26 protein-coding genes are annotated in these 26078 nt (G+C 67.7%); 9 read left to right on the top strand and 17 right to left on the bottom strand.

Translation table 11 applies throughout. The annotated features are described in order from the left end of the window. Positions 1-114 precede the first annotated feature (114 nt). From AC5P60_RS14015 to AC5P60_RS14030, 4 genes are all read right to left on the bottom strand, one after another. A complete protein-coding gene (locus AC5P60_RS14015; RefSeq protein WP_005407726.1) occupies positions 115-1437 on the bottom strand; it encodes an ABC transporter permease in 1323 nt (440 codons plus the stop codon). A 13-nt stretch (positions 1438-1450) separates the two neighbouring features. Next, complete coding sequence (locus tag AC5P60_RS14020) at positions 1451-2608, bottom strand: ABC transporter permease (protein ID WP_495201762.1); 1158 nt, start codon at positions 2606-2608, stop codon at positions 1451-1453. Between the two features lie 14 nt (positions 2609-2622). Further along, positions 2623-3312 carry an ABC transporter ATP-binding protein gene (locus tag AC5P60_RS14025; RefSeq protein WP_004137569.1) on the bottom strand — a complete coding sequence of 230 codons (690 nt, stop codon included), beginning with the start codon at positions 3310-3312 and terminating at the stop codon, positions 2623-2625. A gap of 102 nt (positions 3313-3414) precedes the next feature. After that, the gene (locus AC5P60_RS14030; protein WP_483693698.1) at positions 3415-4668 is read right to left on the bottom strand and encodes an efflux RND transporter periplasmic adaptor subunit; all 1254 of its coding nucleotides are present in this window, start codon (positions 4666-4668) and stop codon (positions 3415-3417) included. Between the two features lie 202 nt (positions 4669-4870). Between AC5P60_RS14030 and AC5P60_RS14035 the strand changes: the two genes are divergently transcribed. From AC5P60_RS14035 to AC5P60_RS14050, 4 genes are read left to right on the top strand one after another with little or no spacing between them, the layout of a single operon-like run. Further along, a complete protein-coding gene (locus tag AC5P60_RS14035; protein ID WP_049403473.1) occupies positions 4871-5767 on the top strand; it encodes an ABC transporter ATP-binding protein in 897 nt (298 codons plus the stop codon). Then, positions 5764-6546 carry an ABC transporter permease gene (locus AC5P60_RS14040; RefSeq protein WP_483693697.1) on the top strand — a complete coding sequence of 261 codons (783 nt, stop codon included), beginning with the start codon at positions 5764-5766 and terminating at the stop codon, positions 6544-6546. Before AC5P60_RS14035 ends, AC5P60_RS14040 begins: the two co-directional genes overlap by 4 nt. A 6-nt stretch (positions 6547-6552) precedes the next feature. Next, entirely contained in the window at positions 6553-7767 is a 1215-nt protein-coding gene (locus AC5P60_RS14045; RefSeq protein WP_033833589.1) for a sensor histidine kinase, read from the top strand. Continuing rightward, entirely contained in the window at positions 7764-8366 is a 603-nt protein-coding gene (locus AC5P60_RS14050) for a response regulator transcription factor (RefSeq protein ID WP_005407733.1), read from the top strand. Before AC5P60_RS14045 ends, AC5P60_RS14050 begins: the two co-directional genes overlap by 4 nt. Positions 8367-8991: 625 nt before the next feature. On the opposite strand, the gene AC5P60_RS14055 is transcribed toward AC5P60_RS14050, so the two are convergent. From AC5P60_RS14055 to AC5P60_RS14095, 9 genes are all read right to left on the bottom strand, one after another. Then, positions 8992-9528 carry a cytochrome b gene (locus AC5P60_RS14055; protein ID WP_483693696.1) on the bottom strand — a complete coding sequence of 179 codons (537 nt, stop codon included), beginning with the start codon at positions 9526-9528 and terminating at the stop codon, positions 8992-8994. Beyond that, positions 9525-10628, bottom strand: coding sequence for a catalase family peroxidase (locus tag AC5P60_RS14060; RefSeq protein ID WP_483693695.1), 1104 nt, complete (start codon positions 10626-10628; stop codon positions 9525-9527). Before AC5P60_RS14060 ends, AC5P60_RS14055 begins: the two co-directional genes overlap by 4 nt. Positions 10629-10764: 136 nt before the next feature. Next, positions 10765-12132, bottom strand: a complete 1368-nt coding sequence (locus tag AC5P60_RS14065) for a leucyl aminopeptidase family protein (RefSeq protein WP_483693694.1) — start codon at positions 12130-12132, stop codon at positions 10765-10767. A 3-nt stretch (positions 12133-12135) separates the two neighbouring features. Further along, positions 12136-12855, bottom strand: a complete 720-nt coding sequence (locus AC5P60_RS14070; protein ID WP_483693693.1) for an HAD family hydrolase — start codon at positions 12853-12855, stop codon at positions 12136-12138. Between the two features lie 31 nt (positions 12856-12886). Then, complete coding sequence (locus tag AC5P60_RS14075) at positions 12887-13996, bottom strand: AI-2E family transporter (protein WP_483693692.1); 1110 nt, start codon at positions 13994-13996, stop codon at positions 12887-12889. A 67-nt stretch (positions 13997-14063) separates the two neighbouring features. Then, positions 14064-14525, bottom strand: a complete 462-nt coding sequence (locus AC5P60_RS14080; RefSeq protein WP_005411983.1) for a hypothetical protein — start codon at positions 14523-14525, stop codon at positions 14064-14066. Further along, positions 14522-14992: a phage holin family protein gene (locus AC5P60_RS14085; RefSeq protein WP_033833594.1), complete on the bottom strand. Its 471-nt coding sequence runs from the start codon at positions 14990-14992 to the stop codon at positions 14522-14524. The genes AC5P60_RS14080 and AC5P60_RS14085 overlap by 4 nt, the downstream gene beginning before the upstream one ends. An 8-nt stretch (positions 14993-15000) precedes the next feature. Beyond that, entirely contained in the window at positions 15001-15366 is a 366-nt protein-coding gene (locus tag AC5P60_RS14090) for a hypothetical protein (RefSeq protein WP_004153835.1), read from the bottom strand. Positions 15367-15467: 101 nt separating this feature from the next. Further along, on the bottom strand, positions 15468-16901 hold the full coding sequence (locus AC5P60_RS14095) for a Do family serine endopeptidase (protein WP_012478904.1): 1434 nt from the start codon (positions 16899-16901) through the stop codon (positions 15468-15470). 491 nt (positions 16902-17392) lie between these two features. On the opposite strand from AC5P60_RS14095, the gene AC5P60_RS14100 reads away from it, so the two are divergent. After that, positions 17393-18253 carry a histone gene (locus AC5P60_RS14100; RefSeq protein WP_111108764.1) on the top strand — a complete coding sequence of 287 codons (861 nt, stop codon included), beginning with the start codon at positions 17393-17395 and terminating at the stop codon, positions 18251-18253. 107 nt (positions 18254-18360) lie between these two features. Beyond that, on the top strand, positions 18361-19044 hold the full coding sequence (locus AC5P60_RS14105; protein WP_483693691.1) for a hypothetical protein: 684 nt from the start codon (positions 18361-18363) through the stop codon (positions 19042-19044). A gap of 15 nt (positions 19045-19059) precedes the next feature. Here the strand turns inward: AC5P60_RS14105 and AC5P60_RS14110 are convergent, their stop codons facing one another. Continuing rightward, positions 19060-19419, bottom strand: a complete 360-nt coding sequence (locus tag AC5P60_RS14110; RefSeq protein WP_005407745.1) for a DUF1428 domain-containing protein — start codon at positions 19417-19419, stop codon at positions 19060-19062. A 91-nt stretch (positions 19420-19510) separates the two neighbouring features. Beyond that, on the bottom strand, positions 19511-21913 hold the full coding sequence (locus AC5P60_RS14115) for a S9 family peptidase (protein WP_483693690.1): 2403 nt from the start codon (positions 21911-21913) through the stop codon (positions 19511-19513). Between the two features lie 210 nt (positions 21914-22123). On the opposite strand from AC5P60_RS14115, the gene AC5P60_RS14120 reads away from it, so the two are divergent. Continuing rightward, positions 22124-22696 carry an OmpO family porin gene (locus tag AC5P60_RS14120; protein WP_005407747.1) on the top strand — a complete coding sequence of 191 codons (573 nt, stop codon included), beginning with the start codon at positions 22124-22126 and terminating at the stop codon, positions 22694-22696. A gap of 194 nt (positions 22697-22890) precedes the next feature. Next, positions 22891-23562 carry a response regulator gene (locus AC5P60_RS14125; protein ID WP_483693689.1) on the top strand — a complete coding sequence of 224 codons (672 nt, stop codon included), beginning with the start codon at positions 22891-22893 and terminating at the stop codon, positions 23560-23562. 7 nt (positions 23563-23569) lie between these two features. On the opposite strand, the gene AC5P60_RS14130 is transcribed toward AC5P60_RS14125, so the two are convergent. Beyond that, complete coding sequence (locus AC5P60_RS14130) at positions 23570-24007, bottom strand: DUF6165 family protein (RefSeq protein ID WP_043035177.1); 438 nt, start codon at positions 24005-24007, stop codon at positions 23570-23572. A gap of 129 nt (positions 24008-24136) precedes the next feature. On the opposite strand from AC5P60_RS14130, the gene AC5P60_RS14135 reads away from it, so the two are divergent. Then, positions 24137-24835 (top strand): TorF family putative porin, encoded by a 699-nt coding sequence (locus tag AC5P60_RS14135; protein WP_329769041.1) that lies wholly within the window; start codon positions 24137-24139, stop codon positions 24833-24835. Here the strand turns inward: AC5P60_RS14135 and AC5P60_RS14140 are convergent. Then, positions 24832-25980: an MFS transporter gene (locus AC5P60_RS14140; RefSeq protein ID WP_329772748.1), complete on the bottom strand. Its 1149-nt coding sequence runs from the start codon at positions 25978-25980 to the stop codon at positions 24832-24834. The genes AC5P60_RS14135 and AC5P60_RS14140 overlap by 4 nt on opposite strands. Between the last annotated feature and the right edge of the window lie 98 nt (positions 25981-26078).

Genomic DNA, 26078 nt, shown 5'->3' on the forward strand with positions numbered 1-26078 from the left:
GTGGATCTACTGGACGTCCTGGCTCACCAGCAAGCGTGGATGACGCGCAAAATAAAAGGGACGGAGCCTTCGCTCCATCCCCTGCGTGATGCGCAGTCCACCGCTGCGTGATGCTCAGGTTTCTCGCAACGCCGTGGTGATCGGCAAACGGGCCGCGCGCAGCGCCGGGAACAGGCCGCCGACCAGGCCGATGCCCAGCGCCCATTTCAGTCCGGTCCACAGCAGTTCCGGCGACACATGGAACTTGAACACCACCGCGCTGAAGTTGCTGCCGATGGTGGACACGCTGTAGCCATTGAACAGCAGCCACGCCACCGCACACCCCAGAAGGCCACCCAGCAACGCCAGCAGCATGGTCTCCAGCATCACCGCCGTCACCACCGGCAGGCCGCGGAAGCCGATCGCGCGCATGGTGGCGATCTCGCGCGCACGGGTGGCCACGGCCGCATACATGGTGTTGAGTGCGCCGAACACTGCACCCACCGCCATGATCGTGCCGATCACCTTGCCGAGGATGTCGATCAGCTTGGTCAGCCCGCCGCCCTGCTTGCTGTAGTAGACACGGGTGGTTTCCACGTCCAGTTTCAGGCGCGGGTCGGCGGCGACCGCTGCCTTGAACTGCTCGAAGCCGGCCTTGCCATCGGTACGCACGCTGATCGACTGCCAGGCGCTGCGCTGGTAGGTGGTGGCCAGCGTATCGGCGTCGGTCCACAGCTCCGAATCGTGCGCATCGCCGGTGGCGAACACGCCGACCACGGTCCAGGTCTGGTTGCCCAGGGTCAGCGTCCTGCCCACGTCCATGTCGCGGAACTGGCCCTTGGCACCCTGGCCGACCACGATCTCGCGCAGGCCGGCTGCGAACTTGCGGCCTTCGATGATCTTGACCTTGTCATGCACGGCCCAGGCCTGCGGACCAACGCCGCGGAACTGCGCGTTGACGTCGGTGCCGTCGGACTTCGATACCAGGTTGACCACCTGCGACAGCTCCGGCGACAGCAGCGGCCGGCCTTCGCCATCGCGGCTGATGCCGGGCAGGGTGGACAACGTCGGCACCTGCTCGCGGGTGATCACCGAGTTGGTCTCGGCCTGCGAGCCGCCGCGCAGCACGATGGCGGTGGTGTCGTCGCCGGTGTTGTTGAGCGTGGCCTGGAAGCCTTCGCCCATCGCCAGCATCGCCACCAGCACGCCGACCACGCCGGCGATGCCGACCACGATCACCGAGGACGCGCCCCAGCGCTGCGGCAGGCTGGCCACGCCGATGCGGGTGGCGGCCAGCGCCAACCGTCCGCCACGGGTCAGCAGCAGCCACAGTGCCACCAGCACGGCCACGGCCAGCACGCCGAACCACGGCAGGCTGATCCACAGCACCAGGCCGATCACCAGCAGCAGCACCGTCAGGCCGTTGCCCAGCCATTTCTTGAGTTTGCTCTTGAACATGTCGGTGTCCTCCTCAGCGGCCGGCCAGTGCGTCGACGATCTTCAGGCGCTTGGCACGCAGCGCCGGCAACAACCCGACGATGATGCCGATCACCACGATCAGGCCCAGCCCCATCAGCCAGGTCGGCCTCGGTACGTGTGGCGGCAGCATGCCCATGCTCTTCGGGCCGATCGCCGGCAGGATCAGTGCGGCCAGGCCCATGCCGATCAGGCCGCCCAGGCCGATCAGCAGCACCGACTCCACCATCACCAGGGTCAGCACGGTGCTGTCCTTGAAGCCCAGCGTCTTCAGCGTGGTCAGCTCCGGCACACGTTCGCGCACCGCCTGCGCCATGGTGTTGCCGGTCAACAGCAGCAGGGTGAAGAACACCGCGCCCATGATTGAAGTGACGATCATGCCGATGTCGGCGAACTGCTTGACGAAGGCCTGCTGGAACGCCGACTCGGTCTGGGTCTTGGTCTCGTGGGCGGAGTTGGCCGAGATTGCATCAATGGCCTGCGCTACCCGCGAGGAATGATCCGGGTTGTCCAGCGTCACCGTGTACCAGCTCACCTGGTTCTTGATGTAGTCGTTGGATTCATCGAAGTACTTCCAGTTCATCATCAACTGGCGTTCTTCGTTGGCCGCCAGCGCTCGGTCCTTGGAACGGTAGATGCCCTTCAGTTCCAGCGGCCAGTCGTTGCTGCCGCCGCGCGGGAAGATCGTGGCCTGCAACGGGATGGTGTCGCCGATCTTCCAGCCGAACTGCTTGGCCAGCGATTCGCCGACGATGGCGCCGGTGCGGGTCTGCTTCCAGTCCTCCAGCTGGGCCGGATCGATCTGCAGCTCGCGGTAGACATCGAAGTAGTTGGGCGACACCGAGAAGTTCGGGAAGAAGTTCTTTGGATCCTGGTAGATGCCGCCGAACCACATGCCGTAGGCCACGTCGCGCACGCCGGCCACCTGGCGGATCTGGGTTTCCAGGCGGATCGGCAGCGACTGGGTGATCGACAGCCGCGAGGCCACCACCAGGCGGTTGGCGCCTTCCACGCTGCCGCCGGACGAGAACGCCACGCGCACCGAGTCGAGCATGCCGAACAGCAGGAACGCGGCCACCACCGACAGCAGGGTCAACAGGGTGCGCGTGCGGCTGCGGAACAGCTGCGCCCACACCAACGAGATGTATTTCATCGCCGTGGCCTCCGTCAGTGGGCCAGCGGCGCGTCGGCCAGCTCGCCCTTGTCCAGGTGCACCGTGTGCGTGGCGTACTCGGCGGCCTTCGGGTCATGGGTGACCATGATGATGGTCTTGCCGTGTTCGCGGTTGAGCTGCTGCAGCAGGCCGAGGATCTCCTCGGCGGACTGGCGGTCGAGGTCGCCGGTGGGTTCGTCGCAGATCAGGAAGGTCGGGTCGGAGACGATCGCCCGCGCGATCGCCACGCGCTGCTGCTGGCCGCCGGACAGTTCATTGGGGCGATGGCTGCGGCGGTCGGCCAGGCCGACCAGGGTCAGCGCGATCTCGGCATTGCGGCGGCGCTGCGCGGCATTGAGATGGGTCAGCAGCAGCGGCAGCTCCACGTTCTTCTGCGCGGTCAGCATCGGCATCAGGTTGTAGAACTGGAACACGAAGCCGACGTGGTGGCTGCGCCAGGTCGACAGCTGGCCGCCGCTCATCTGGTCGATGCGCTCGCCTTCGATGCTGATCTCGCCGCCGCTGGGGTTGTCCAGGCCGCCGATCAGGTTGAGCAGGGTGGTCTTGCCCGAGCCGGACGGGCCCATCAGCGCGACGAAGTCGCCGCTGGCGATGTCCAGGTCGATGCCGTGCAGCACCTGCACTTTCTCGGGGCCACGCTGGTAGGTCTTGGTGATGTTGCGCAGTGAAACCAGGGTCGACATGGGTGGTTCTCCACGGAAGGCGGGAAACGGGGAAGCGCACCTGCGGTGGCCGCAGGCGTGCGTCGAGCGGTGCTGCCGGCGGCGCCCATGGGCGCCAGGCCGTTACTGCGCTTGTTTCTGTTGCACCTTGGCGCCATCGCTCAGGGTGTCCGGCGGGTTCACCACCACCGACTCACCCGCGCTGACGCCCTTGAGGATCTGGCGGTCCTTGCCCATCGCCTGGCCGGCCTCGACCGTGCGCTGCTGCACGCGGCTCTGGTCGCCCAGTACGAAGGTCACCGAGGCGCCCTCGCGCTGGACCACCGCGCCAGCCGGCACGCGCACGCCTTGCGGTTTGGCGTCCGCCTGCGGCTGCGCCTGCTCCAGGAAGCTGACCCGCACGCCCATCTCCGGCACGATGCGCGGGTCCTTCACCTTCAGCGCCACGCGCACCTTCACCGTGGCCTTGCCGCGGTCGGCAGTGGGGATGATGGCGATGACCTCGCCCGGAATCTTCCACTCCGGATAAGCGTTGAGCGTGGCTTCCACCGGCATCTTCGGTTGCACGCGGCCGATGAATGCCTCACCGACCTCGACTTCGATCTCCAGCGAGTCCATGTCGACGATGGTGCCGATGCCGGTACGGGTGAAACCACCGCCCGCCGACAGCGGCGAAACGATTTCGCCCGGCTGCGCGGCCTTGGCGGTGACCACGCCGGAGAACGGCGCGCGCACGATGTTGTTGTCCACGCCCAGATCGGCAATGGCCAGCTGGTCGTTGGCGACCTTGACGTTGCGCTGGGCCGTTTCCAGCTGCGCACGCAGGCTGTCACGCTGGGCCACGGCCTGGTCGTACTGCGAACGTGACACCAGTTGCTGGCCGACCAGCGCCTGCAGGCGGCTGGCTTCTGCGGCGGCCTGCTTCTGCTGTGCCTCCAGCCCGGCCACCTGGCTGCGCGCGGCCTGCAACTGCGAGGCATACAGGCTGCGCTGCGCATCGGCATCGATCGGATCCAGGGTGGCCATCACCTGGCCGGCTTCGACCCGCATGCCTTCCTCGATCATCACCTCGCGCACCTTGCCGGTGATCTTGGCCGAGACCGTGGCCATGCGCCGGGCGACCACGTAGCCACTGGCATCGAGCACCGAACTGCTGGCGCTGCCCTGCTGGATGGCCACTGCGGGCGCGGTTTCCACTTCCACGGCCGGCGCGCGGCCGAACAGGAAGGCCACGGCAGCGGCGATCAGCAGCACGACCACGATGATCGCGATCCACAGCCAACGACGGCCACCGCCATTGCTGCCACCACCGGAGGCGGGCGGCGGCGACTTGCGGTCGATACGGAGTTCCTTCAACAGCTCGGCAGAAGCGTTCATTCGTTCCATCACAGGCGTTCGGGCGGGTGTGGCCGGAAGCGCGGACGGCGGCGGCTCCGGCGGTGGAGCGTGCGGCACAGCATGAAGGCAGGCACAGCGATGACGGCAGTGACAGCTGTCATCCGATGACACTGACGGCGGCAACTGCGAAATGTGACCACAGCGGCACAGGATGGCAACGTCCCCGCTACCGGTACCGCCCATGGATCCGATCGCCCCGTCGCTGGCCCGCCTGCAGCAGGTGCAGGTGCGCTACCGCGACCATACCGCCCTGCAGGGCATCGACCTGCAGGTCCGCGCTGGCCAGGTGCTGGCATTGCTGGGCCGCAACGGTGCCGGCAAGAGTACCGCGATCAGCGTGCTGTTGGGCCTGCGCCGCGCCGATGCCGGCCAGGTCGAGCTGCTCGGTGGCGACCCGCAGCAGCGCAGCAGCCGCCTCGGCCTGGGCGTGATGCTGCAGAGCACCAGCCTGCCGCCGATGCTGCAGGTGGACGAACTGGTGGCGCAGGCCAGCGCCTGCTATCCGGACCCGATGCCGCTGCAGGAGGTGCTGCAGCGCGCAGGCCTGCAGGCACTGGCAGGCCGTCGCTACGGTCAGCTGTCCGGTGGCCAGCAGCGCGCGGTGCAGTTCGCCATCGCGCTGTGTGGTCGCCCGCGCGTGCTGTTCCTGGACGAGCCCACCACCGGTCTGGACATCCAGGCGCGGCAGGCGATGTGGCAGGCGATCCGGCAGCTGGTGGCCGAAGGCTGCGGCGTGCTGCTGACCACCCACTATCTGGAAGAGGCCGAAGCGCTGGCGCAGCAGGTGGTGGTGCTGGAGCAGGGCCGGGTGCTGGCCGACGCACCGTTGAGCGAGCTGCGCCTGGCCGATCGGCCGCGCCGCATCCGCTGCCGCAGCGTGTTGACTGTTGAAGACGTACAGCAGTGGCCGGGCGTGCAGCAGGTGCAGCGTGATGGCGAGCACCTGCAGTTGATGGCAAGCCCGGCCGAGCCGGTGGTGGCGCGCCTGCTGGCCGCCGATGCACAGCTGCGTGAGCTGGAAGTACAGGGCGCGGCACTGGCCGACGCTTTCCTCGACATGACCCGGGAGGCCGCATGAACACGATGACCCGTACCGGCACTACACCCGCGCCGGTATCGGCGTGGCGCCAGGCCTTGCGCCCGTACGGCGCTGAACTGGTGGCCGAGCTGCGCCGCGCCTGGCGTACACCCGCCTTCGCGGTGCCTTCGCTGCTGTTCCCGGTGCTGTTCTACCTGTTGTTCGGCGTGCTGTTGGGCCGCGGCCATGCACCGCTCTACCTGCTGGCCACCTACTGCGTGTTCGGTGCGATGGCCCCGGCCCTGTTCGGCTTCGGCGTGCAGCTGGCGCTGGACCGTGAAGGCGGCCTGCTGACCCTCAAGCGAGCGCTGCCGATGCCGGCGGCGGCACCGTTGCTGGCGCGACTGGCGATGGCCGTGATGTTCGCGTTGCTGGTAGCCGCCCTGTTGATCGGGGTGGCGCGCGCGCTGGGTGGCGTGCAGCTGCAGGCAGTGCAGATGCTGCAGCTGCTGGCGGTGGCGGGCCTGGCAGCGCTGCCGCTGGGGGCGATCGGCCTGCTGATCGGCGGTCATGTCAGTGCCAGCGCGGCGCCGGCGATGGTCAACCTGGTCTACCTGCCGCTGGCCCTGCTGTCGGGCCTGTGGCTGCCGTTGTCGGCGCTGCCCAAGGTGTTCTCGATGATGGCACCGCTGTGGCCAACCTGGCATCTGGCGCAGCTGGCGCTGCCGGTGATCGGGCTGCCGTCGGTGGGCAGCATGGCTGGCCACCTGCTGGTGCTGCTGGCGGTCACGGTGGTGGCGCTGCTGCTGGCGCGCCGCCGCCTGCGCCGGATCGGCTGAACTGGCATGATCGGCAGCGATCATTCCCGCCTGGATTCTTCCGTGTCGTCGAGCTGGCTTGCGTCCCTGCTGCGCCCCGCGCCGGACTCGGCGGTGGCCGACCTGCTGCGGCGTGGCAAGTCGCCCTGGAGCGGTGCGATCCACCTGCTGTGGTCGGTCTGGATCTTCCTCACCCCGGTGCTCGGCAATGGCTTCACGGTGCGCTGGCTGCTGCTGACCGTGGCCAGCTATCCGCTGTTCCTGCTGCTCTATGCGAAGGTGATGCTGGCGCCACGGCACCACGCATGGCGCTATGCGCTGGGCATGATCCTGATGGCCCTGGTGCTGCTGCCGTGGTATCCGTCGGGACTGAGCTACTTCGTGTTCGGTTGCGTGATGATCCGCATGAGCAGCCGTGGCGGCTGGTGGGTGTACCTGTTGCAGCTCACCGGCCTGAACCTGTTGTTCTGCGGCGCTGCGCTCTACGTGGGTTATCCGTGGCAAGCCATGGTGTGGATGCCGGCCGTGTCGTTCATCGTCGGCCTGGTGGTGAACGTGGAGGCCTTGAGCCATCAACGGGACGTTGCCCTGCAGCTGTCCCAGGACGAGGTGCGGCGGCTGGCCACTACCGCCGAGCGCGAGCGCATCGGCCGCGATCTGCATGACCTGCTGGGCCACACGCTGTCGCTGATCACGCTGAAGCTGGAACTGGCGCGCAAGCTGTACGACCGTGATGACGCGCGCGCGCGGCAGGAGATCGGCGAAGCCGAGGCGATCGCCCGCGAGGCGCTGGCCCAGGTGCGCAGTGCGGTGACCGGCATCCGCGCCAGCGACCTGGCCGGCGAGCTGGCCTCGGCGCGCCTGCTGCTGGAATGCCAGCAGGTACACCTGCAGTACACACCGCCGCCGCCGATGCCGGTCGACGTGGAACGTGGGCTGGCGCTGGTGCTGCGCGAGGCTGCGACCAACATCGTGCGCCACGCACAGGCGACCCGGGTGCAGGTGGATTTCATGCTTGAGGAACGACAGTTGGCGATGCAGATACGCGATGACGGCCGCGGTGGCGTACAGGCCGAGGGCAACGGATTGTGTGGCATGCGCGAACGGGCGATGGCGCTGGGCGGCCAGTTGTCACTGCAGTCGCCGCGCGGAGAAGGCACGGTAGTGACCGTGCGCGTGCCACTGGTGGCCGCGACCACGCCGCTGTCGCCAGCGTCATTGGCACGGGATGGTGCCGCATGATCCGCATCCTGCTGGCCGAAGACCAGGCGATGGTGCGCGGTGCATTGTCGGCGCTGCTGGGCCTGGAGCCGGACATCGAGGTGCTGGGCAGCGCTGCTGACGGCGAGGCGGCGTGGCGCATGCTGCAGCAGCTGCAGCCGGACATCCTGGTCACTGACATCGAAATGCCTGGCCTGTCCGGGCTGGAACTGGCCCAGCGCATCGCCCGCCACGAGTTGCCGATCAAGGTCGTGATCGTGACTACCTTCGCCCGTGCCGGCTTCCTGCGCCGCGCGCTGGAAGCGGGCGTGCTGGGCTACCTGCTGAAGGACGCACCGGCCGAGAACCTGGCCGATGCCCTGCGCAAGGTGAAACAGGGCATCCGCGCGATCGACCCACAGCTGGCACTGGATGCGTGGTCGCAGGCCGACCCGCTGACCGACCGCGAACGCCGCGTGCTGCGGCTGGCGGGCGAGGGCCGTACCGCCAGCGAGATTGCCGAGCAGCTGGGGTTGTCGCATGGCACGGTGCGCAATTACCTGTCCGAGTGCATCGGCAAGCTGGGCGTGGCCAACCGGATCGAGGCGTACCGGCTGGCGCGGCAGAAGGGATGGTTGTAGCGGCGCCCAGCTGTTCCCAATGATGTCGTTTCCGCGACCGCGGGTGGGTGTCACTTTCTTTGCGCGCAAAGAAAGTAACCAAAGAAACGCTCCGCCGGCCGCGAGCCGGCGTGCTTCGCACGCCGGTGCCCTGCGCTCCTCGGTCCGTCGAGGGACGGCGCGGGAACTCGCTGCGCTCAGACACCCGCACCTCTTCGCCCTCGCCGGACCTGCGGTGCTCGGCTCGCTCAAGGCGGACTTGAAGGGCAAGATCAACAACAAGAGCATTCACGCGCGGCGTGGATCTACGGGGTGCAGCTTTTGCCTTTGACGTCGGGTCCGCCTTTTAGCGAGCCGAGCATCGCAGGGGAATCAGGGGCGTAGAGGCGCCGATGTCTGAGCGCAGCGAGTTCGGCGCCGTCCCCTGATTCACCGAGAAGCGCAGGGCACCGGTGCGCAGCACCGGCTCGCGATCTGGCGGCGTGTTTCTTTGGTTACTTTCTTGATGGCGCACATCCATGTGCGCCACCCTACGGGCCGGCTACGCCGTTCCACGCTGCTCCTGCAGCGTGGTGCACGAGCAAAGAAAGTGACACCCACCCGCGGTCGCGGAAATGACATCACCGGGAACACCCGGCGAACCCGATCAATCCTTCCCGCGCGCCATCGCCTGGAACACGCCATCCCGCCGCACCCACCAATGGAACAGCGCCGCCCCCACATGCATCAGCACCGTGGCGAACAATACATACGCCAACAAGCTGTGCGCATTGCGCAGCGCGGCATACAACGCCGGGGTGTGCGGCACGATCGGCGGCAGGTGCAGGCCGCCCCACAGCACGATCGGGTAACCGCCGGCCGACAGCATCGCCCAGCCGATCAATGGCATCGCCAGCATCAGCGCATACAACATCCAGTGCGAGGCCTTCGCTGCCAGCACCTGCCAGGCGGGCAGGTCGGAAGGCAGCGGCGGCGGGCGATGGCGCAGCCGGTTGTACAGGCGCAGCAGCACCAGCAGCAGGATCGCGATGCCCAGTGGTCGGTGCAGGTCGATCAGCATCGGCCGCAGGTGCAGCGAGGCGACCATGGTCACGCCGATGAACAGCATGGCGATGATCATCAGCGCCATGGTCCAGTGCAGCACCCGCGCCAGCAGGTTGAAGTGGCCGTTATAGGTGTTCATCGCGCGGCCTCCTTCGGTTGCTCGACGTTGCCGCTGGCGCGCTCGCGCTCGCGGCGGTTGAATGACTGCGAGTACACCGCAGAGCGTGCGGCCAGGATCGGATCGTCACTGCCGCGCACGCCGCTGGGCAGGATCAGCGGATCGAAGTTGATCTGGCCGCACGCGCCTTGTTCCTGCGACTGCATGCGGTCCAGGCTGAGTACGCCGGCCACCACCTGATCACGCGACTCTGGCCACGGCACCGATGGATCATCGATGGCATCGCCGGGCGCGGCGGTAGTGACGACCAGGTTCCAGCGCACCGGGCCGCTGGCCAGGCGCTGCTGCAGTTCCTGGCTGAGGAAATCGACACTGGCCTGCTTGCGCGTTTCCGCATCCATCTCCACCACCGGCGCCTGCGGCTGCCAGCGCCAGCGCACCGCACGCTTCTGGCCCTGCGCGTTGGTGAACCAGAAGCTGTTGACGCTGTTGAAGGTGGTGTCGGCCCAGCTGCTGGTCCACGGCGCCGTCCTGGCCCACTGCTGGAACGCCTGTGCACTGGGGTATTTCGCCAGCACCGCGGCCATCTTCTGCGGGTCGGGCTTGCCGGTGGCCGGGTCGGGAATGGAGGCGCGCGTCTGCTCGTAGAACGCCTCGGCATCGGGCACCGCGAAGAACGGGAAGCTGTTCATCGCCATGCGCCATTCCTGGCCGTCATCGCTGACCATCTGCACCGCCAGGCTGCGTACGCGCGCGGTGTTGTCGGCGCCGTAGGGATCACCGCCGCCGATCGACAGGCGGCCCATCACCGGCACGCGGCGCTGCGAGAAAACCCGTGCACTGGACAGGGTAGGGGCCTGTGCACTGGGTTCGAACCAACCGCTCACGCAGATGCCCTTGCTGTGCGCCCGGCGGAACCCGGGATGTGCCGGGCCGGTGGCTTCGATGGTGTCGGTGAAGCGCTGCGCGGTCAGGCGGCCGCCAATCCAGCCGGCCAGCCAAGCGAAGGCCAGCGCGACCGCACCCAGGATGAGTGCGATCAGTGCGATCCAGAGCAGGGGTGAATGCTTGCGTGGCGCGCCCGGCGTCTGGCCAGCGCGGGTGTAGCGAAAGAGCGACATGGTCGGAGTCCTGCCTTCACGGAGCGTGTGGGTGGTCGACCCACACATCCTCGCAGAACCCGGCCGGGGCCGAAATTCAATTTTTCGTCAGATTTTCCGGGGACGGCGTGCCGACCAACGGTCGGCACCCACCCGATCAGCTGTAGCGCTGCTTCAGCATCGCCCACGCCGAGCGCAGCGCCAGCGCTTCGCCACCGGCCGGACGACCCGGGCGCTCGCCGTCGTTCCAGGCATACACGTCCAGGTGCGCCCAGCGCTGGCCGTCTTCCAGGAAGCGTTCCAGGTACAGCGCGGCGGTCACCGAGCCGGCCATGCGCGAACCGGCGTTGGCCAGGTCGGCGATGCCGCTGCTCAGGTAGCGCAGGTAGGGGCGCCACAGCGGCATGCGCCAGACCGGGTCGCGGGTCGCGTCACCGGCCTGCAGCCACTGCTGGGCCACCGTGTCGTCGTTGCTGAACAGTGCCGGCAGGTCCGGGCCCAGGGCGATGCGCGCGGCACCGGTGAGGGTGGCGAAGTCCAGCACCAGGTCCGGTTTCTGCTCACCGGCGAAGGTCAATGCGTCGCACAGGATCACGCGGCCCTCGGCGTCGGTGTTGTCGATCTCCACGCTCAGGCCCTTGCGGGTGGCGATGACCTCGCCCGGACGGAACGCATCGGGGCCGATCGCGTTTTCCACTGCCGGCACCAGCAGGGTCAGGCGCACCGGCAGCCCGCGCGCCATCACCAGGCCGGCCAGGGCCAGTGCGTGCGCGGCGCCGCCCATGTCCTTCTTCATGTTGCGCATGCCGTCGGCCGGCTTGATGTCCAGCCCGCCGGTATCGAAGCACACGCCCTTGCCCACCAGCACCAGTGCCGGGTCGGTTTCCCTGCCCCAGCGCAGCACGACCAGGCGCGGCGCACGATGCGAAGCGCGGCCCACGGCGTGGATGGCCGGGAAATTCTGCTTCAGCAGTTCGTCGCCGGTAATCGCCTCGACCTGCGCACCATGTGCGTCGGCCAGCGCACGCGCGGCGTCTTCCAGCTGCTGCGGGCCCATGTCTTCGGTCGGGGTGTTGACCCAGTCGCGCACGCGCAGGCTGGCGGCGATCAGGTCGGCCACTTCGCCGGTCGGCGAGGCCACCAGCTGCGCCGGTGCGCGGTTGCGCTTGCGGTAGCGGTCAAAGCGGTAGCTGCCCAGGCCCCAGCCCAGCTGCAGCAGCGCCAGTTCGGCGGCCGGCAGTTCATTGGCCAGCTGCCAGACACTGCCTTCCGGCAGCGCGTGCGGCGCATGCGCATAGCTGTAGGCATCGGCGCGATCACCGACACCGATCACCGCGCCGGCCAGGCCCTCACTGCCGGGCAGCAGGGCCACGCTGTGCGCACCGGCAGTGAAACCCTGCGAGGCCAGCCAGGCCTGGGTGGCAGCCGGCTGGCTGTCCTTCCAGGCGGCGAACTGCTCGCGGTCCAGCACGTACAGCGGCAGCGCCGCGGTGGTGTCGGCGGTGAAACCAGTGATCTCGCTCATGCGTCAGGTACTCCGGGATGCGGCGGCGTCGAGGTTGGCGTCCAACCAGTCGGCCAGGCCGGTAAGGGTGTCGAACTGCAGGTCCGGCTGCAGCTGCGGATGGGTCCAGGTGGCTGCGTCGCGGTTGATCCAGCACCCGCGCAGGCCGGCGGAGATCGCCCCGGCCACGTCCATTTCGGCGTGGTCGCCGACATGCAGCACCTGTGCCGGTGCCACACCCAGGCGGGTGCACGCGGCATGGAAGATGCTGGCTTCAGGCTTGGCCGCGCCGTGTTCGCGCGAACCCAGCTGGAAGGCGAAATGATGGGCCAGGCCGATCCGCTCCAGATCGGCGTTGCCGTTGCTCAGCGCTGCCACCGGTACCCGTGCGGCAATGCGCGCCAGCGCGTCGATCGCATCGGGATAGCACTCCACCTGGTTGCGCGCGGCGTAGAACGCTTCGTACGCTGGCTCCAGCAGATCGAGGCTGGCGCCACTGGCGCGCAGCGCTTCGTGAAGGGTCAGCCGACGCAGCGCGCTCAGGTCGTGGTGGAGGTGCGGATGGGCGTGGTACAGGCGCTCGCGCAGTTCGCGCATCGCCGCCACCGGATACATCGCGGCGGTGGCGGGGCTGTGTTCACGCATCCACTCGTGCAGGACCAGGTCGATGCGGGCGCCGATCGGAGCGAACGGCCACAGCGTGTCGTCAAGGTCGAGAGTGATGGCTTGGACGGGAAAATTCACCCGGCCATTCTACGCCTGCCCGCGCGGGCTTTCATTCCAGCAGCCGTGCCCAGCCCTGCATGCCGTCCAGCCGTGCCAGCACCAGCTTGATGCAGACCAGCAGCGGCACCGCCAGCAGCAGGCCGATCATGCCCCAGGCCCAGCCGAACACCATCAGCGCCAGGATCAGCACCAGCGGCGACAGCTTCATGCGCCGGCCCAGCACGATCGGGGTCACCATCTGCCCTTCCAGAGTGTGCAGGGCCAGGTACGCGGCCGCCGGCAGCAGCGCCTGCAGCGGGTCGCGGAATTCCACGAAGCCCATCAGCAGCATCAGTGCCACGCCGATCAGCGGGCCGACGTACGGGGCAAAATTCAGCAGCGCGGCCACCGTGCCCCACAGCAGCGCCTCCTGCAGGCCGATGCCGAGCAGCATCAGCACGCCTGCGAACACCAGCCCGACCAGGGTGTTGATCACGCTGATGGTCAGCACGTAGCGCGAGACCTCGCGCTCGATCGACCGCAGGATGTCGGCGGTGAAGCGCTGCTGCTGGCGGTTCGGGAACAGCGCGATTGCCGCGCGCTGCAGGCTCTGCCCATAGATCATGAAGAACAGGGTCAGCAGCACCACGGCCAGCACCGAGGCGGCAAGCCGTGGCGCGCGGGTCAGCATGCGGTACGGGTCGTCGAGCTGGGTGCGGATCACCTGCACCTTGTGGTTGCTGTCGCCGCCGGCGACGCGCGCGAAGTTCTCCGCCGCCTGGTTGGCCTGCTGCACCGGCTTGGTCAGGTCCTGCACCTGGCGGGCGACCTTGCGCAGCTGCTGCGGGGCTTCCTGCGCCCATTCCATCGCCGGGCCGATCAATTGCACCGCCAGCGAACCGGTCACGCCCAGGCCCGCACCGAGGATCAACAGTGCGCCCAGCGCGCGCGGAATCCACAGCTTCTGCAGCAGGCGCAGGATCGGGTTGCCGACCAGGGCGAAGAACATCGCCAGCAGCACCGGCAGGATGATGTCCTGCGCGGCCCACAGCGTGTAGCCCACCGCCAGGGTCGCCAGCACCACCAGCGACATCGGCCCGCGCGGGCGCGACGGTGGTGGCAGCGCTGCCTCTGGCTCGTCGGGGCCGGCCGGTGGCGGGGACAGGAGGGACTCGCTCATCGACGCATCAACCGGAAAGGGGAGCGCATTATCCGCCGGCCGCGATCGGCGCGGCGGATTCCATGGATCAACGTTCGGACAGCTCGGTGGCCGCTTCGGCCGGACGTGGTCCGCGCAGGTCCGGTTCTGGCTCCGGCACGGAGCGTGGTGCCGGTGCCGGCCGTGCTCCGGCAGCGGAGGCCGCTGCCTGTGCCTGCTCGCTGGCATCGTCGGCTTCTTCGGCCGCATCGTCGGCGGTGGCCGCAGCCTGCGCCGCCATCGCCGTGGCGAACGCCGCCTGCGCACTGGCGAACAGGTTCGAGACCGAACCGACCATCTGCAGCCAGCGGGCACCGTTGACCTTGCCCGGTACCTCCAGCTTGCCGGCGATGAAGCCACCGGCAAGGCCGACCACTACGATGCGCAACGGCGACCAGCCCTGTCGCCACACCTGGCCGAGGGTGGACCAGTGGTCCTGTGTCTCGCCCAGACGCACGGTCACCACCTGTTCGCAGCGCTTTACCCGCCGCTGCAGCGCGCCGAACTTCATGGCTTGCCCTCGGGCAGCTGCACGCCGGCATCAGGGTCGTTTTCGCTGGGTTCGTCAAACAGGCCCAGGCGTGACAGCTGACGCCGGGTGGCGTGCATGCCGGTGTGGTGGAAGAAGTAGGACACCCGCCAGATCGCATAGCCGGTGACGGCCAGGCTCAGCAGCGAGGTGATCAGCAGGGCCTGCAGCCAACTCAGGCCCCAGCTCTGTAGCAGCGCGATGAGGGTGGCGGCCATCAGCAGCCACGCCGATGCACCAAACACGATCGCCACGCCGGCCCAGGCCAGCGCACGACCGAATGCGCTGCGCGCCAGTGCGAAGTCGGCCGAGGCCAGCCGGCGCAGTGAACGCAGCGTGTGCTTGGCCGAATCGGCAGCGGCACGACCGGCCGCGCCGACCTGGCGGATGCTCTCATCCAGCGGCGGGGTGGCCGCCGGATCAGGCGCTTGCGTGTTGTCTTCGCTCACGCTGCGGCTTACTTGTCGCTGCTGCCGCGGGCCAGCTTGGCGATGATCCAGCCGGCTGCGAAAGCGACGCCGAACGAGGCCAGCGGACGTTCGCGGATCAGTTCGGCGGCGCTGTCGATCAGGTCCTTGCCCTTGTCCATCAGCGCATCGACCTGTTCCTTGGCGGCGGCACCGCCGAACTCGGCGGCGGCCAGGCCGGACAGTGCACTGTCGGACAATTCAGCCTTGACGTTGGCCTTGCCGATGCGAAGCTCGTCGGTCGCTGCACCGGTTGCACCCTTGATCGCACCGCCGGCGGCCGTAGCGGCCTGCTTCAGGTGGGAACCGGCTTCACCCAGGTGTTCCTTCAGGTTCTCGGTATTGGTGGGGCTCATCGAATCACTCCTGTTGCGATGGGGGAACGGGAGTCGGCGGTGCCGACCTGGACTGACAGCAATAACATTGCCGGGGTATAGGGGGTGTTACGGCAGGGCGATCAGCGCATCACGAGCTGGCCCTGCTGCTGGCCATTGTTGCGCAGCACGCGCAGCACCAGCGTCGGCGGGCGCTGCTGGAAGTTGGCGCGCCAGCTGGCCAGGTCGGCGAATTCACCGACGGTGGCATCGGTGATGATGTCGCCCTGCTGCAGGCCGTTGCTGGCGGCGCGGCTGCCGCGCTTGACCTCGCTGACCAGCACGCCGCTGGCGCCCGACTGGCGCAGCGACTCGGGCAGGTCGACGAAGGTGGCCCCGCCCAAGCGCGGGTCCAGGCTGTCGCCGGTGACCGCGCGTGCCTGTTCCTTCAGCGTCGCCTTGATCTGCAGCGGCTTGCCTTCGCGGCGTACGTCCAGCGTCATCGGGCTGCCGACCGCCGCCAGGCCTTCCACGTTGTGCAGGGCTTCGGCGCTGTCCACGCGCTGGCCATTGGCCGACACCACCACGTCGCCCGGCTTCAGGCCGGCGGCGGCGGCCGCCGAACCGGCCAGCACGCGGGTGATCAGCGCACCGCGGGTTTCGCCCAAGCCCAGGCCCTGCGCGATCTGCGCGGTCAGGTTCTGGCTTTCCACGCCCAGCGTGCCGCGCACCACCACGCCGTGCTTGACCAGCTGGTCGACCACGCTGCGCGCCAGGTTCGAGGGAATCGCCAGGCCCAGGCCGATGTTGCCGGCCATGCTGCCCTGCGGGTTGAAGCTGGCAGTGTTGATGCCGACCAGCTGGCCCTGCAGGTCGACCAGCGCGCCACCCGAGTTGCCCGGGTTGATCGACGCGTCGGTCTGGATGAAGTTCTGGTAGCCCAGCCCGCGGATGCCGCTGCGGCCCACCGCCGAGACGATGCCCGAAGTGACCGTCTGGCTGAAGCCGAACGGATTGCCGATGGCCACCACGAAGTCGCCCACCCGCAGCTGGTCGCTGTTGCCGAGCTTGATGTCGGTCAGGTTCTGCGCCGGAATGCGGATCAGCGCGATGTCGGTATCGCGGTCCGAGCCGAGGAATTCGGCCTTGACCGTGCGCCCGTCGGCCAATGTCACCTGTACGTCATCGGCGTTGTCGATGACATGGTGGTTGGTCAGCACCAGGCCCTCCCTGGCGTCGATGATCACGCCCGAGCCCAGCGATTCGTTGATGCGTTCCTGCGGGATGTCCGGGAACAGGCGGCGGAAGAACGGGTCGTTGAAGAAGGGATTGCGTACGCGCACCACCTGCTTGGTGTTGACGCTGACCACGGCCGGCATCGCCTTCTCCAGCATCGGTGCCAGTGACGGAACCTGCTGCCCGGCCACTGCGGCTGGCAGTGCCGCCATGGTCGGCACCACCGCTGGAAGCGGAGCGGCATCGGCACGGTTGTCCAGGTGGGCATTGATGCCGGTGGCAACGAAGCCACCGAAGGCGGCGGCGATTGCGAGCGTGAGCAGGGTAGGTAGCGGTCGCATGGGAGTCGGTTCGCTGGCGGGAATGGGGGCGGTTCGGCTCTACGGTAAAACAAGCTGAATGAGTGTGTCGCGATCTGGATAAATGCGCCATGAAAACCGCGCGTCGGGAGCGCGGATCGCGACGACCAGCGCTGGGCCGGTGACGACAGCGGAGGCGGCGCCTGGCAGTGTGCGGACGTCAGCCGCAGGTCGCGCGGATACAGGACGATACTTGCGCAGTTCTGCGCATCCCGGTGCCGCGACGCGCCATATTGCATGCCTTCCGCGGCATCCGGGCGGGTGCACACAACCAAGGCCTGTCACGACGCGGATCATGCGGCGCAGCACTGAAAAAAAGGGGTTTCCTGTAAACACGGTGTGCCTGCAGGGATGGTCGACTACACCATCGCCGTCGCAGCAGATGCGATTGGTGGCGCATGCCCCGTTCCACGATCGTCAATGTCGGTATAGCATCGCCCCGTTTTGATACTTAAGGCCCCCAGGAGGGCAACATGAGCAACGGTAATGGTGTGTCGGTCGTGACCGACGCTGTCGAGAACGTCAAAGAAACCGCCACCAACGTTGGCGAGACCATCGCCCACGCTGCCGAAGACGCAGTGAAGTCGGTCAAGAAGACCGTCAAGCGCGCCACCAAGGCTGCCGGTACCCGCGTTGCCAAGGCCAAGAAGGCCGTGGCCAAGGTCGAGAAGACCGTTGCCAAGAAGGCCGAAAAGGCTGCCAAGTCGGTCGGCAAGACTGTTGCCAACGCCAAGAAGAAGCTGGAAGCGGCCAAGAAGAACGCCAAGGCCGAAGCCGCTGCCCTGAAGAAGGAAGTGGCCAAGAAGAAGGCCGCTGCAGGCAAGGCTGTGACCAAGAAGGCCGCCGCTGCCAAGAAGACCACCAAGGCCGCCACCAAGGCTGCCGGCAAGAAGGTCGCCACCGTGAAGAAGGCTGCCACCAAGAAGGCCGCCGTCGCCAAGAAGACCGTTGCCAAGAAGACCGCGGCCGCCAAGAAGGTGGTCGGCAAGAAGGTCGCCACCGCCAAGAAGGCTGTGGCCAAGAAGACCGTCGCCACCAAGAAGGTCGCTGGCAAGAAGGCCGTGGCTGCGAAGAAGGTTGTCGGCAAGAAGGTTGCCGCCACCAGGAAGGTCGCCACCAAGAAGACCGCCGCCGCCAAGAAGGTTGTCGGCAAGAAGGCTGCTGTGGCCAAGAAGGCCGTCGGCAAGAAGACCGCCGTTGCCAAGAAGGCAGCTGGCAAGAAGGTTGCCGCCACCCGCAAGACGGTTGCCAAGAAGGCTGCCCCGCTGAAGAAGGTCGCTGCCAAGAAGGCTCCGGCCAAGAAGGCCGTGCGCAAGGCCGCCAAGCGCAAGTAATCGCGCCGTGACCGAAGGCCCTGCCACCCACCGGGTGGTGGGGCCTTTCGCGTTTCCGGGACACTGTCCGGGGCAAGATGCGGGTTCTTTCCGCTGGAGCCCCGGGCATGCGCGGTATCGACTTCAGTTCCTGGCAGGGCGTGCTGTCCACCTTGGCCGGCCTGGTCCTGATCACCCTGCTGGGCGTGGGCATCCGCCTGCTGGTGATGCAGACCCTGCAACAGCGCCGCGAGCGCGAGAACCGGCAGATCAACGAACGGCTGCGCACGCTGATGGCGGCCTACAAGACCCTGGGCGGTTCGTTCACCGGCGAACTGGGCGTGGATCCCAGCCATCGCCGCGACCTGCGCCAGCGCGAAGATGCCGAAGGCATCGCCGAACCCCGCTCGGATCGCGCGCGCCGCATCCGCGATGCCGTTGAAGCGGCGCTGTCGGACATCCTGCTGCTGGGCACCGACGAACAGGTGCGGTTGGCTGCGCGCGCTGCCAACGATCTTGCACAGGGGCGACCGGTGCATACCCACGAACTTGTGGTCTCGCTGCGCGACTTCGTGCGCGAAGCGCTGGACCTGGCGCCGATTCCGGCCGACCTGCAGATACCGCCGCAGGGGCCGACCCGGCCGTGCGGTGCCAGTGGCAAGGGCCGCAACGACGGCGATGCCAAGGGCGGTCGTGCGGGTGGAAGCGGCAGTGGCGGAATGGGGGCCGGCATGGGCGGTGTGGGCCTCGGCGCCGGCGCCGCACTGGGCGCCGGCCATGCCTCCGGCAGCGATGGAACGGACGCGCGCTGAGCACGTCCGCCCGGTTCAGCGGGTCAGTTCGTAGATCGGCACGAAGCCACCGTAGATCATCCGCGCGCCGTCGAACGGCATCGGATTCGTCGCCGGATCAAACCTTGGGTCTTCCATCATCTTCTTCATGCCGGCGTCGCGGGTCGGCTTGTCCGGCCATTCGATCCAGGAAAACACCACCGTCTCGTCCGGCGTGGCTTTCACCGCGCCGAAAAAGTCGGTGGTCTTGCCGTGCGGTACGTCGTCACCCCAGCACTCGACCACGCGCAGCGCGCCGTACTCGATGAAAACGGGATCCCCTGTGCGTGCATGGGCGAGGAACTTCTCTTTGTTGGCGGTGGGCACCGCCAGGACGAAACCATCGATGTAGCTCATTGCCTGCCTCCGGATGGACCGTGCCGCATGCACGGCCTTCAAGTACACGACGTACCAGGGCGTCGGGGATCGACATCCTCTGGGCGCCCGTTCAGCCCGGGCCACCGGGCAGCGGTGCCAGCACCGTATCCGGTGGCTGCTGGCCGGCCAGGTGGCGCACGAAGTAGTCCCACATGCGGTGCGTGTAGGTGGCGTCGTTGCGGAACAGCTCGTGGTCCTGCCGGGCCAGGTACAGCAGGTCGTAGCTGCGCTGGGCCTTGTTCAAGGCGGCGGCCAGCTGCAGGGTCAGCGCCGGCGGTGCGTTTTCGTCCAGTTCGCCATAGACCAGCATCAGATGCCCGCGCAGGTTGCCGGCCAGCGCTGCGTTGTCGAGCCAGGCAAAGGGCGCCGGCACGCCATCGGTCATGGCCGTGGCTGGCAGCACGCCACCGAACAGCCGGTCCATGCCGTGCAGGGCGCCGCCGTACATGCCCTGGAAATTGTGACTGCCGGCCGAGGCCACGCCCACCTTGTAGAACGCCGGGTAGCGCAGCAATGCCCGCGCCGCGCTGTAACCGCCGAACGAATGCCCGTAGATGCCGACCCGCTGCAGGTCGATGCCCGGGTAGCGTTCGCCCAGCTGGCGCAGCGCGGCCACATGGTCATCCAGCTGCACATCGGCGCCGTGCAGGAAGCTGCTGTCATGGAAGGCCTTGTCGCGGCCGCCGGTGCCGCGCGCATCGATGCTGACCACCACGAAGCCAAGCTCGGCCAGGCTGGCGCGTGACACCGGATTCAGCGCGGACACCGCCTCGGCGTAGGTCACCGGGGCATTGCTGATGAAGGCGCCGCCGTACATCGCATCGATCACCGGGACGCTGCCGTCATCGCGATAGTCGCGGGGCAGGTAGACGGTGGCGAAGATCGGCGTGCGCCCGTCGGCGGCCAGCAGACGTTCGCGCTGCGGTGGGCGCCACCCCGCAGCAAGCACTGCCCGGTTGTCCGCCGCTTCCAGCAACAGCAGCTCGCGACCGTCATCGCTGGCCCGCAGCACGGTGCGTGGTGGCTGGTCGAGACGGGAAACGGTATCCACCAGATAGCCACCACTGGGCGACAGCGCCTGGGGTGCGCGCCCGCCGAACAGCGCGCCGGTACCGGCATCGGCCATGTGGTCGTAGCCATCGGCGGCCAGGCGCTGGACCGGCCCTCCCTGCAGCGATACCCGGTACAGGCCGCGCACGTAAGGATCGCCCGCGTCGACGCCACCGGCGCTGAAGTACGCCCAGCCACCGGCAGCGTCCACACCCAGCAGGTCGCGCACCGCCCAGTGGCCGCGGGTGAGCTGGCGCAGCACTTTGCCGTCGGACAGGCGCACCCGGTACAGATGGCCCCAACCATCGCGCTGCGAGAACCACACGGCGGTGTCCTGCCCGGGCAGGATGGCCACCGCTGGCCGGTTGTAGGAATACACGTTGAGCTGCAGGCGAGTGTCGCTGGCTTCTTCCAGAACCGTGCGTAATGCACCGCTGCTGGCATCGATCTCCACCAGGCGCAGCCTGCGCGGCGTGCCGAAGTGCGCGATCACGGCATACAACCGATCGCCGTCCCAACCCAGGATGCCGGCCTCACTGAGCGTGTTCCAGCCCTCGGGCAGCGCGATGTCATGCTGCCTGCCGCTGCGGGTATCCACCACAAACAGGGTGTCGCGCACCTGCTGTGCATCGCCCAGCACCCCCAGCTTCACGGTATGCACGCGCGGCCGCGCGCTGTGGGTCGGGCTGCTTTCCAGATAGGGGTAGTCCTGCAGCGCGCGTTCGTCGTAGCGGATGCCGGCCACGTAGCGCCCGTCCGCAGACCAGCCAACCGCGAACGGCTGCACCGGCATTCGGCCCTGACGGCGTGGAATACCGCGCAGGGCGAAGTCCGGCAGCACGCCATAGCCATTACCGGTTTCTCCGCCGTGGGTCAGTGCCCGTGGCGCCGTGCCAGGCGACTGCAGCCACAGGTTGTTGTCGCGCACCTGCAGCCACGCATCGCCTACGGGCGAAGGCAGTGCATCGGCCGGCGGCCGCGCATCCGGCGAACGTGCGCATTGCCAGCGCGGCCATTGGCAATCGACGGGCACTTCTCCGCTGAACCGCAGGCGCAGGCCATCGTCCGCCTGCTGCACGCTGGCCAGGCGCAGGCGTGGCCCGCTGGCACCGAGCGGTGCAACCGCAGCGTCCAGCGCAGTGGGTTCGAACAGGGTCTGGCGTGTCGCCTGGACGGGATCGACCAGTACCGCCTGGCGCCGGCCCTGAGTGTCTTCGCGCTCATACCAGAATCGTCCATCGGCCAACCAGTGGGGCAGGACCGAAGCATTGCGCAGCGCGCCGCGCAGATGACTGTCATGCACGCGTTCGGCGCGCTGGTAGTCGGCCGCCTGCAGCGCATGCGTGGTGTGTGGCGACAAGAGGGCAACGCATGCAAAGACAGCGGCGCGGACACACGTCCGCAGCGGATCGGAAACGAGCAAGGCAACCTCCTGTTGCAATCGTCGAAGGATTACAGATGCACGCGCGCCGCGCGCGTATGCCAGACGGAGCCTGAATCAAGCCCAAAAATTCAGCAATGCGAAGACCACTGTTTTCAGGGAGCGTTGTGGCGAATAACGGAGAATTTACATTCCCGATGCGATGGCGCCCTGGCGCTGCTGCACACCATAAGAAAGTAAAGGTGTACCCCCATGAAGAATTCGCTGATTGCTCTGGCCCTGGCCGCTGCCCTGCCGTTCACCGCTTCGGCTGCTGAGAACCTGTCGTACAACTACGCTGAAGCCGACTACGCCAAGACCGACGTCGATGGCATCAAGGCTGACGGCTGGGGCGTCAAGGGTTCCTACGGCTTCCTGCCGAACTTCCACGCGTTCGGTGAATACAGCCGTCAGGAAGTCGACCACACCAACATCAAGGTTGACCAGTGGAAGGTCGGTGCCGGCTACAACGTCGAAATCGCTCCGTCGACCGACTTCGTTGCCCGCGTTGCCTACCAGAAGTTCGATCGCAAGCACGGCCTGGACTTCAACGGCTACAGCGCTGAAGCCGGTATCCGCACCGCCTTCGGTGCCCACGCCGAGGTCTACGGCATGGTCGGCTACGAAGACTACGCCAAGAAGCACGGCGTCGACATCGACGGCCAGTGGTATGGCCGCCTGGGTGGTCAGGTCAAGCTGAACCAGAACTGGGGCCTGAACGGCGAGCTGAAGATGAACCGCCACGGCGACAAGGAATACACCGTCGGCCCGCGCTTCAGCTGGTAATTGTTTCCTCGGCGCGCCTGCGCGCTGAAGATGCCTCGACAGGCCCGGCCCATGCCGGGCCTGTTGCGTTTCCGGCTGGGCAAACGCTCGCTACCTGACCGTGTCGCGGTGGAAGGGCGGCATTGCAACGAATTGGATTCCGCAGGCGTCGGCTGCGCCCTAGGGTGAGTGGCCTGTCCTGCAGGAATGCAACGATGCCCCCGTTTCCCTCGCCCCGCGATTCTCCCTGCCGCTTGTTGCTGCTGGATCCGCATCCACTGTTGCGGCATGGCGTGCAGGAACTGCTGGCCCGGCAGACGGGCCTGCAGGTCGATGGAAGCTATGGCCGCAGCGGTGACCTGCTGCAGCGCCTGCAGCAGCAGGCAGCTGCGATCGATCTGCTGCTGGTTGACGCCTTGCCGATCGGTGACAGCGGGGAAGGCCTGGAACTGCTGCGGCACGTATCACGACATTGGCCGGCAGTGCCGATCCTGGTGCTGTCCGCACACTGCAACGCGGGTGTCGTGTCCTTGGCCCTGCAGGCCGGTGCGCGCGGATTCCTGTCCAAGGCCTGCGCGCCGCAGATGCTGCTGCGCGCGGTGAGCGTGGTTGCCCGCGGCGGGCGCTTCGTGCCGCCGGAGCTGCGTGCACAGTTGAACCAGTCCCGCCGGCAGCGCCCGCAGTCCATGCGTTCACCACGGTTGAGTACGCGCGAGCGCGCTGTCCTGCAGTGGGTGCTGCGTGGCTGCAGCACCGGCGAGATGGCACGCCGCAGCGGGCGTGCGGCCAGCACCATCAGCACGCAGAAACGAGCGGCCTACCGCAAGCTGGGCATCCGCAACGATGGCGAGCTGTTCCGCTTCCGCCATCTGATCGACGCTGATTGAGGCGGGGTTACTCGCCCTGGTACTGCTTTTCTTCGACCAAGGCCGAACCGGCCACGCGGTTGATCTCGTTCTTCACCTGCACGCGCTCGCCATTGGTGCCATAGACACCGCGTGCCAGCTGGATGAAGGCATCGTCGAACACCTGGGCCGCTTCCTTGTCGCGCAGCTGGTCCTGGATGTCCCACATGCGCTCGTTGATCACCTTCAGCTGCTGCTTCAGCGCGGCCAGTGCCGGTTGTGCGTGCAGCAGCTGCTGCAGCAACGGCAGCAGGCCGTCCAGCTCGGTGCGGACGTTGGCCAGCTTGGCGGCATCGTCGATGCGCTCGGCCTTGATCTCGAGAATGGTGATCTTGTCGATCAGCTCGCCGATCGATACCGGAGTCAGGATGGCGTCCACGCGGTTGGTTCCTGGAAACAGGGCGCCATGATACCGCGCTGCTGGCATTGGCCGCAGTCCACGGGATTTACGCCGAATTTGCGCCACGGGCCCGGCAGCACCCTCGATCCGTTACGGCCCCCGCCTCGACACTGCGTTCCCGGCGGCGTGACCGCCTTCGACGAGGAACACAGTGCAGTGAACAGCAAGGGGATGATGGCGGCGCTGGTGGCCGCCCTGGCAGGGCTGCTCGGGATCGGCAGCGCGCAGGCGCAGGTGCAGGTCAGTGGCAGTGCGGCGTTGACCAGTGACTACGTATGGCGCGGCAGCTCGCAGAGCGACGGCGACCCGGCGGTGCAGGCCGGCGCGAAGGTCTCGATCCCAGCGGGCTGGTACGCCAGCGTGTGGGGGGCCAACGTTTCGTTCAAGCCGGACAATGGCGCGCGCAGCGAGTTCGACCTGGTGGCGGGCTGGTCCGGCGCACTGGCACCGGACTGGAGCCTGGATGCCAACCTGACCCGTTACGTGTACCCGGGCACCGGCCGCGCGCTGGACTGGACCGAGCTCAACACCACGGTGACCTGGAAGCAGCGCGCCTGGCTGCAGGTCGCCCATTCCAACGATGCGTTGGCCGGTGGCCATCGCGGTACCTATGCCCAGCTGGGTGTGCGTGTGCCGTTGCACGAACGCCTCCGCCTGGAAGCAGCGGTGGGCCAGTACTGGCTGGCCACCGCGCAGGGCCCGGACTACCTGCATGGGCAGCTCAGTGCCATCGCCTCGCTGACCCCGGCATGGGAACTGCGCGCCACCGTGCATGACACGGACAGCGCAGCCAAGCGCCTGTTCCCCGGCAACGCCGGTGGGCGATGGGAGCTGGCGCTGCAGGGCAGCTTCTAGTCGGCCAGCGACGCCTGGCGCGCGCGCAGCGCGCCGGGCAGCCACAGCAGCAGGGCCAGCGCAGCCACGGCAGCGCCGGCCACGCAGACGCCCGTCCAGCCGAAGCGCTGGTAGACCTGCGCAGACAGCAGCGAACCCAGCGAACCGCCGATGAAATAGCCGGTCATGTAGCCGGCATTGAGGCGGTTGCGTGCCGCCGGTTGCAGTGCGTAGATCAGGTTCTGGTTGCTGACGTGCAACAGCTGCGCGGCCAGGTCCAGCACCACCACGCCCACCAGCAGCGCCAGCAGCGAGTGTGCCGACAGCCCCAATGGCAACCACGACAGCAGCAACAGCAGCAGTGCAATGGCGGTGGCACGCCCGGTCTGGCCACGGTCGGACATGCGGCCAGCCAGGGCGGCCGCCAGCGTGCCGGCCGCGCCGACCAGCCCGAACAGCCCGATGGTGGCGTCGCTGTAGGCATACGGCGGCTGTGCCAGCAGGAACGCGAGCGGGGTCCAGAAGATCGCGAACATGGCGAAGCTGCAGGCGCCCAGCAGCGTGCGCTGGCGCAGCACCGGTTCCTGCACGAACAGCACGCCGATCGAGCGCAGCAATGCGAAATAGCCCAAGCCGGCGCTGTGGTGGAATCGCGGCAGACCGCGCTGCAATGCCAGTGCGGTCAGCACCAGGGTGGCAGCGGCGATCGCATACACCAGGCGCCAGTCGCCCAGGCTGGAAAGCAGGCCGGCCACGGTGCGCGCCAGCAGGATGCCCAGCAGCAGGCCACTCATCAGCGTGCCGACCACGCGACCGCGATGTTCCGGCGCGGCCAGCGTAGCGGCGAACGGCACCAGCACCTGGGCGACCACCGAGAACAGGCCGGTGATGGCGGTGCCCACCAGCAGCCAGGTCAGTGACGGTGCGCAGGCACTGATCACCAGTCCGCCGGCCGACAGCAGGCTCATCACCACGATCAGGCGGCGGCGTTCGAACAGGTCTCCCAGCGGCACCAGCAGGATCAGTCCGGCGGCATAGCTCAGCTGCGCGGCGGTAACGACCATGCCGACCTGGCCGAACGGCACACCGAAGGCGTCGGCGATGGTGTGCAGCAGTGGCTGCGCATAGTAGTTGCTGGCCACGGCCACGCCGGTAGCCACGGACATCAGCAGCACCTGCCAGCGGTGCAGAGGGGGGAGGGACGGGCTCACGCGGTGTTCCAGGAAGCGGGGGGCACAGTGTCCACCTGCTGCGGCCATGATGG

The organism is Stenotrophomonas sp. YJH_SMC_120 (genome assembly GCF_059368675.1).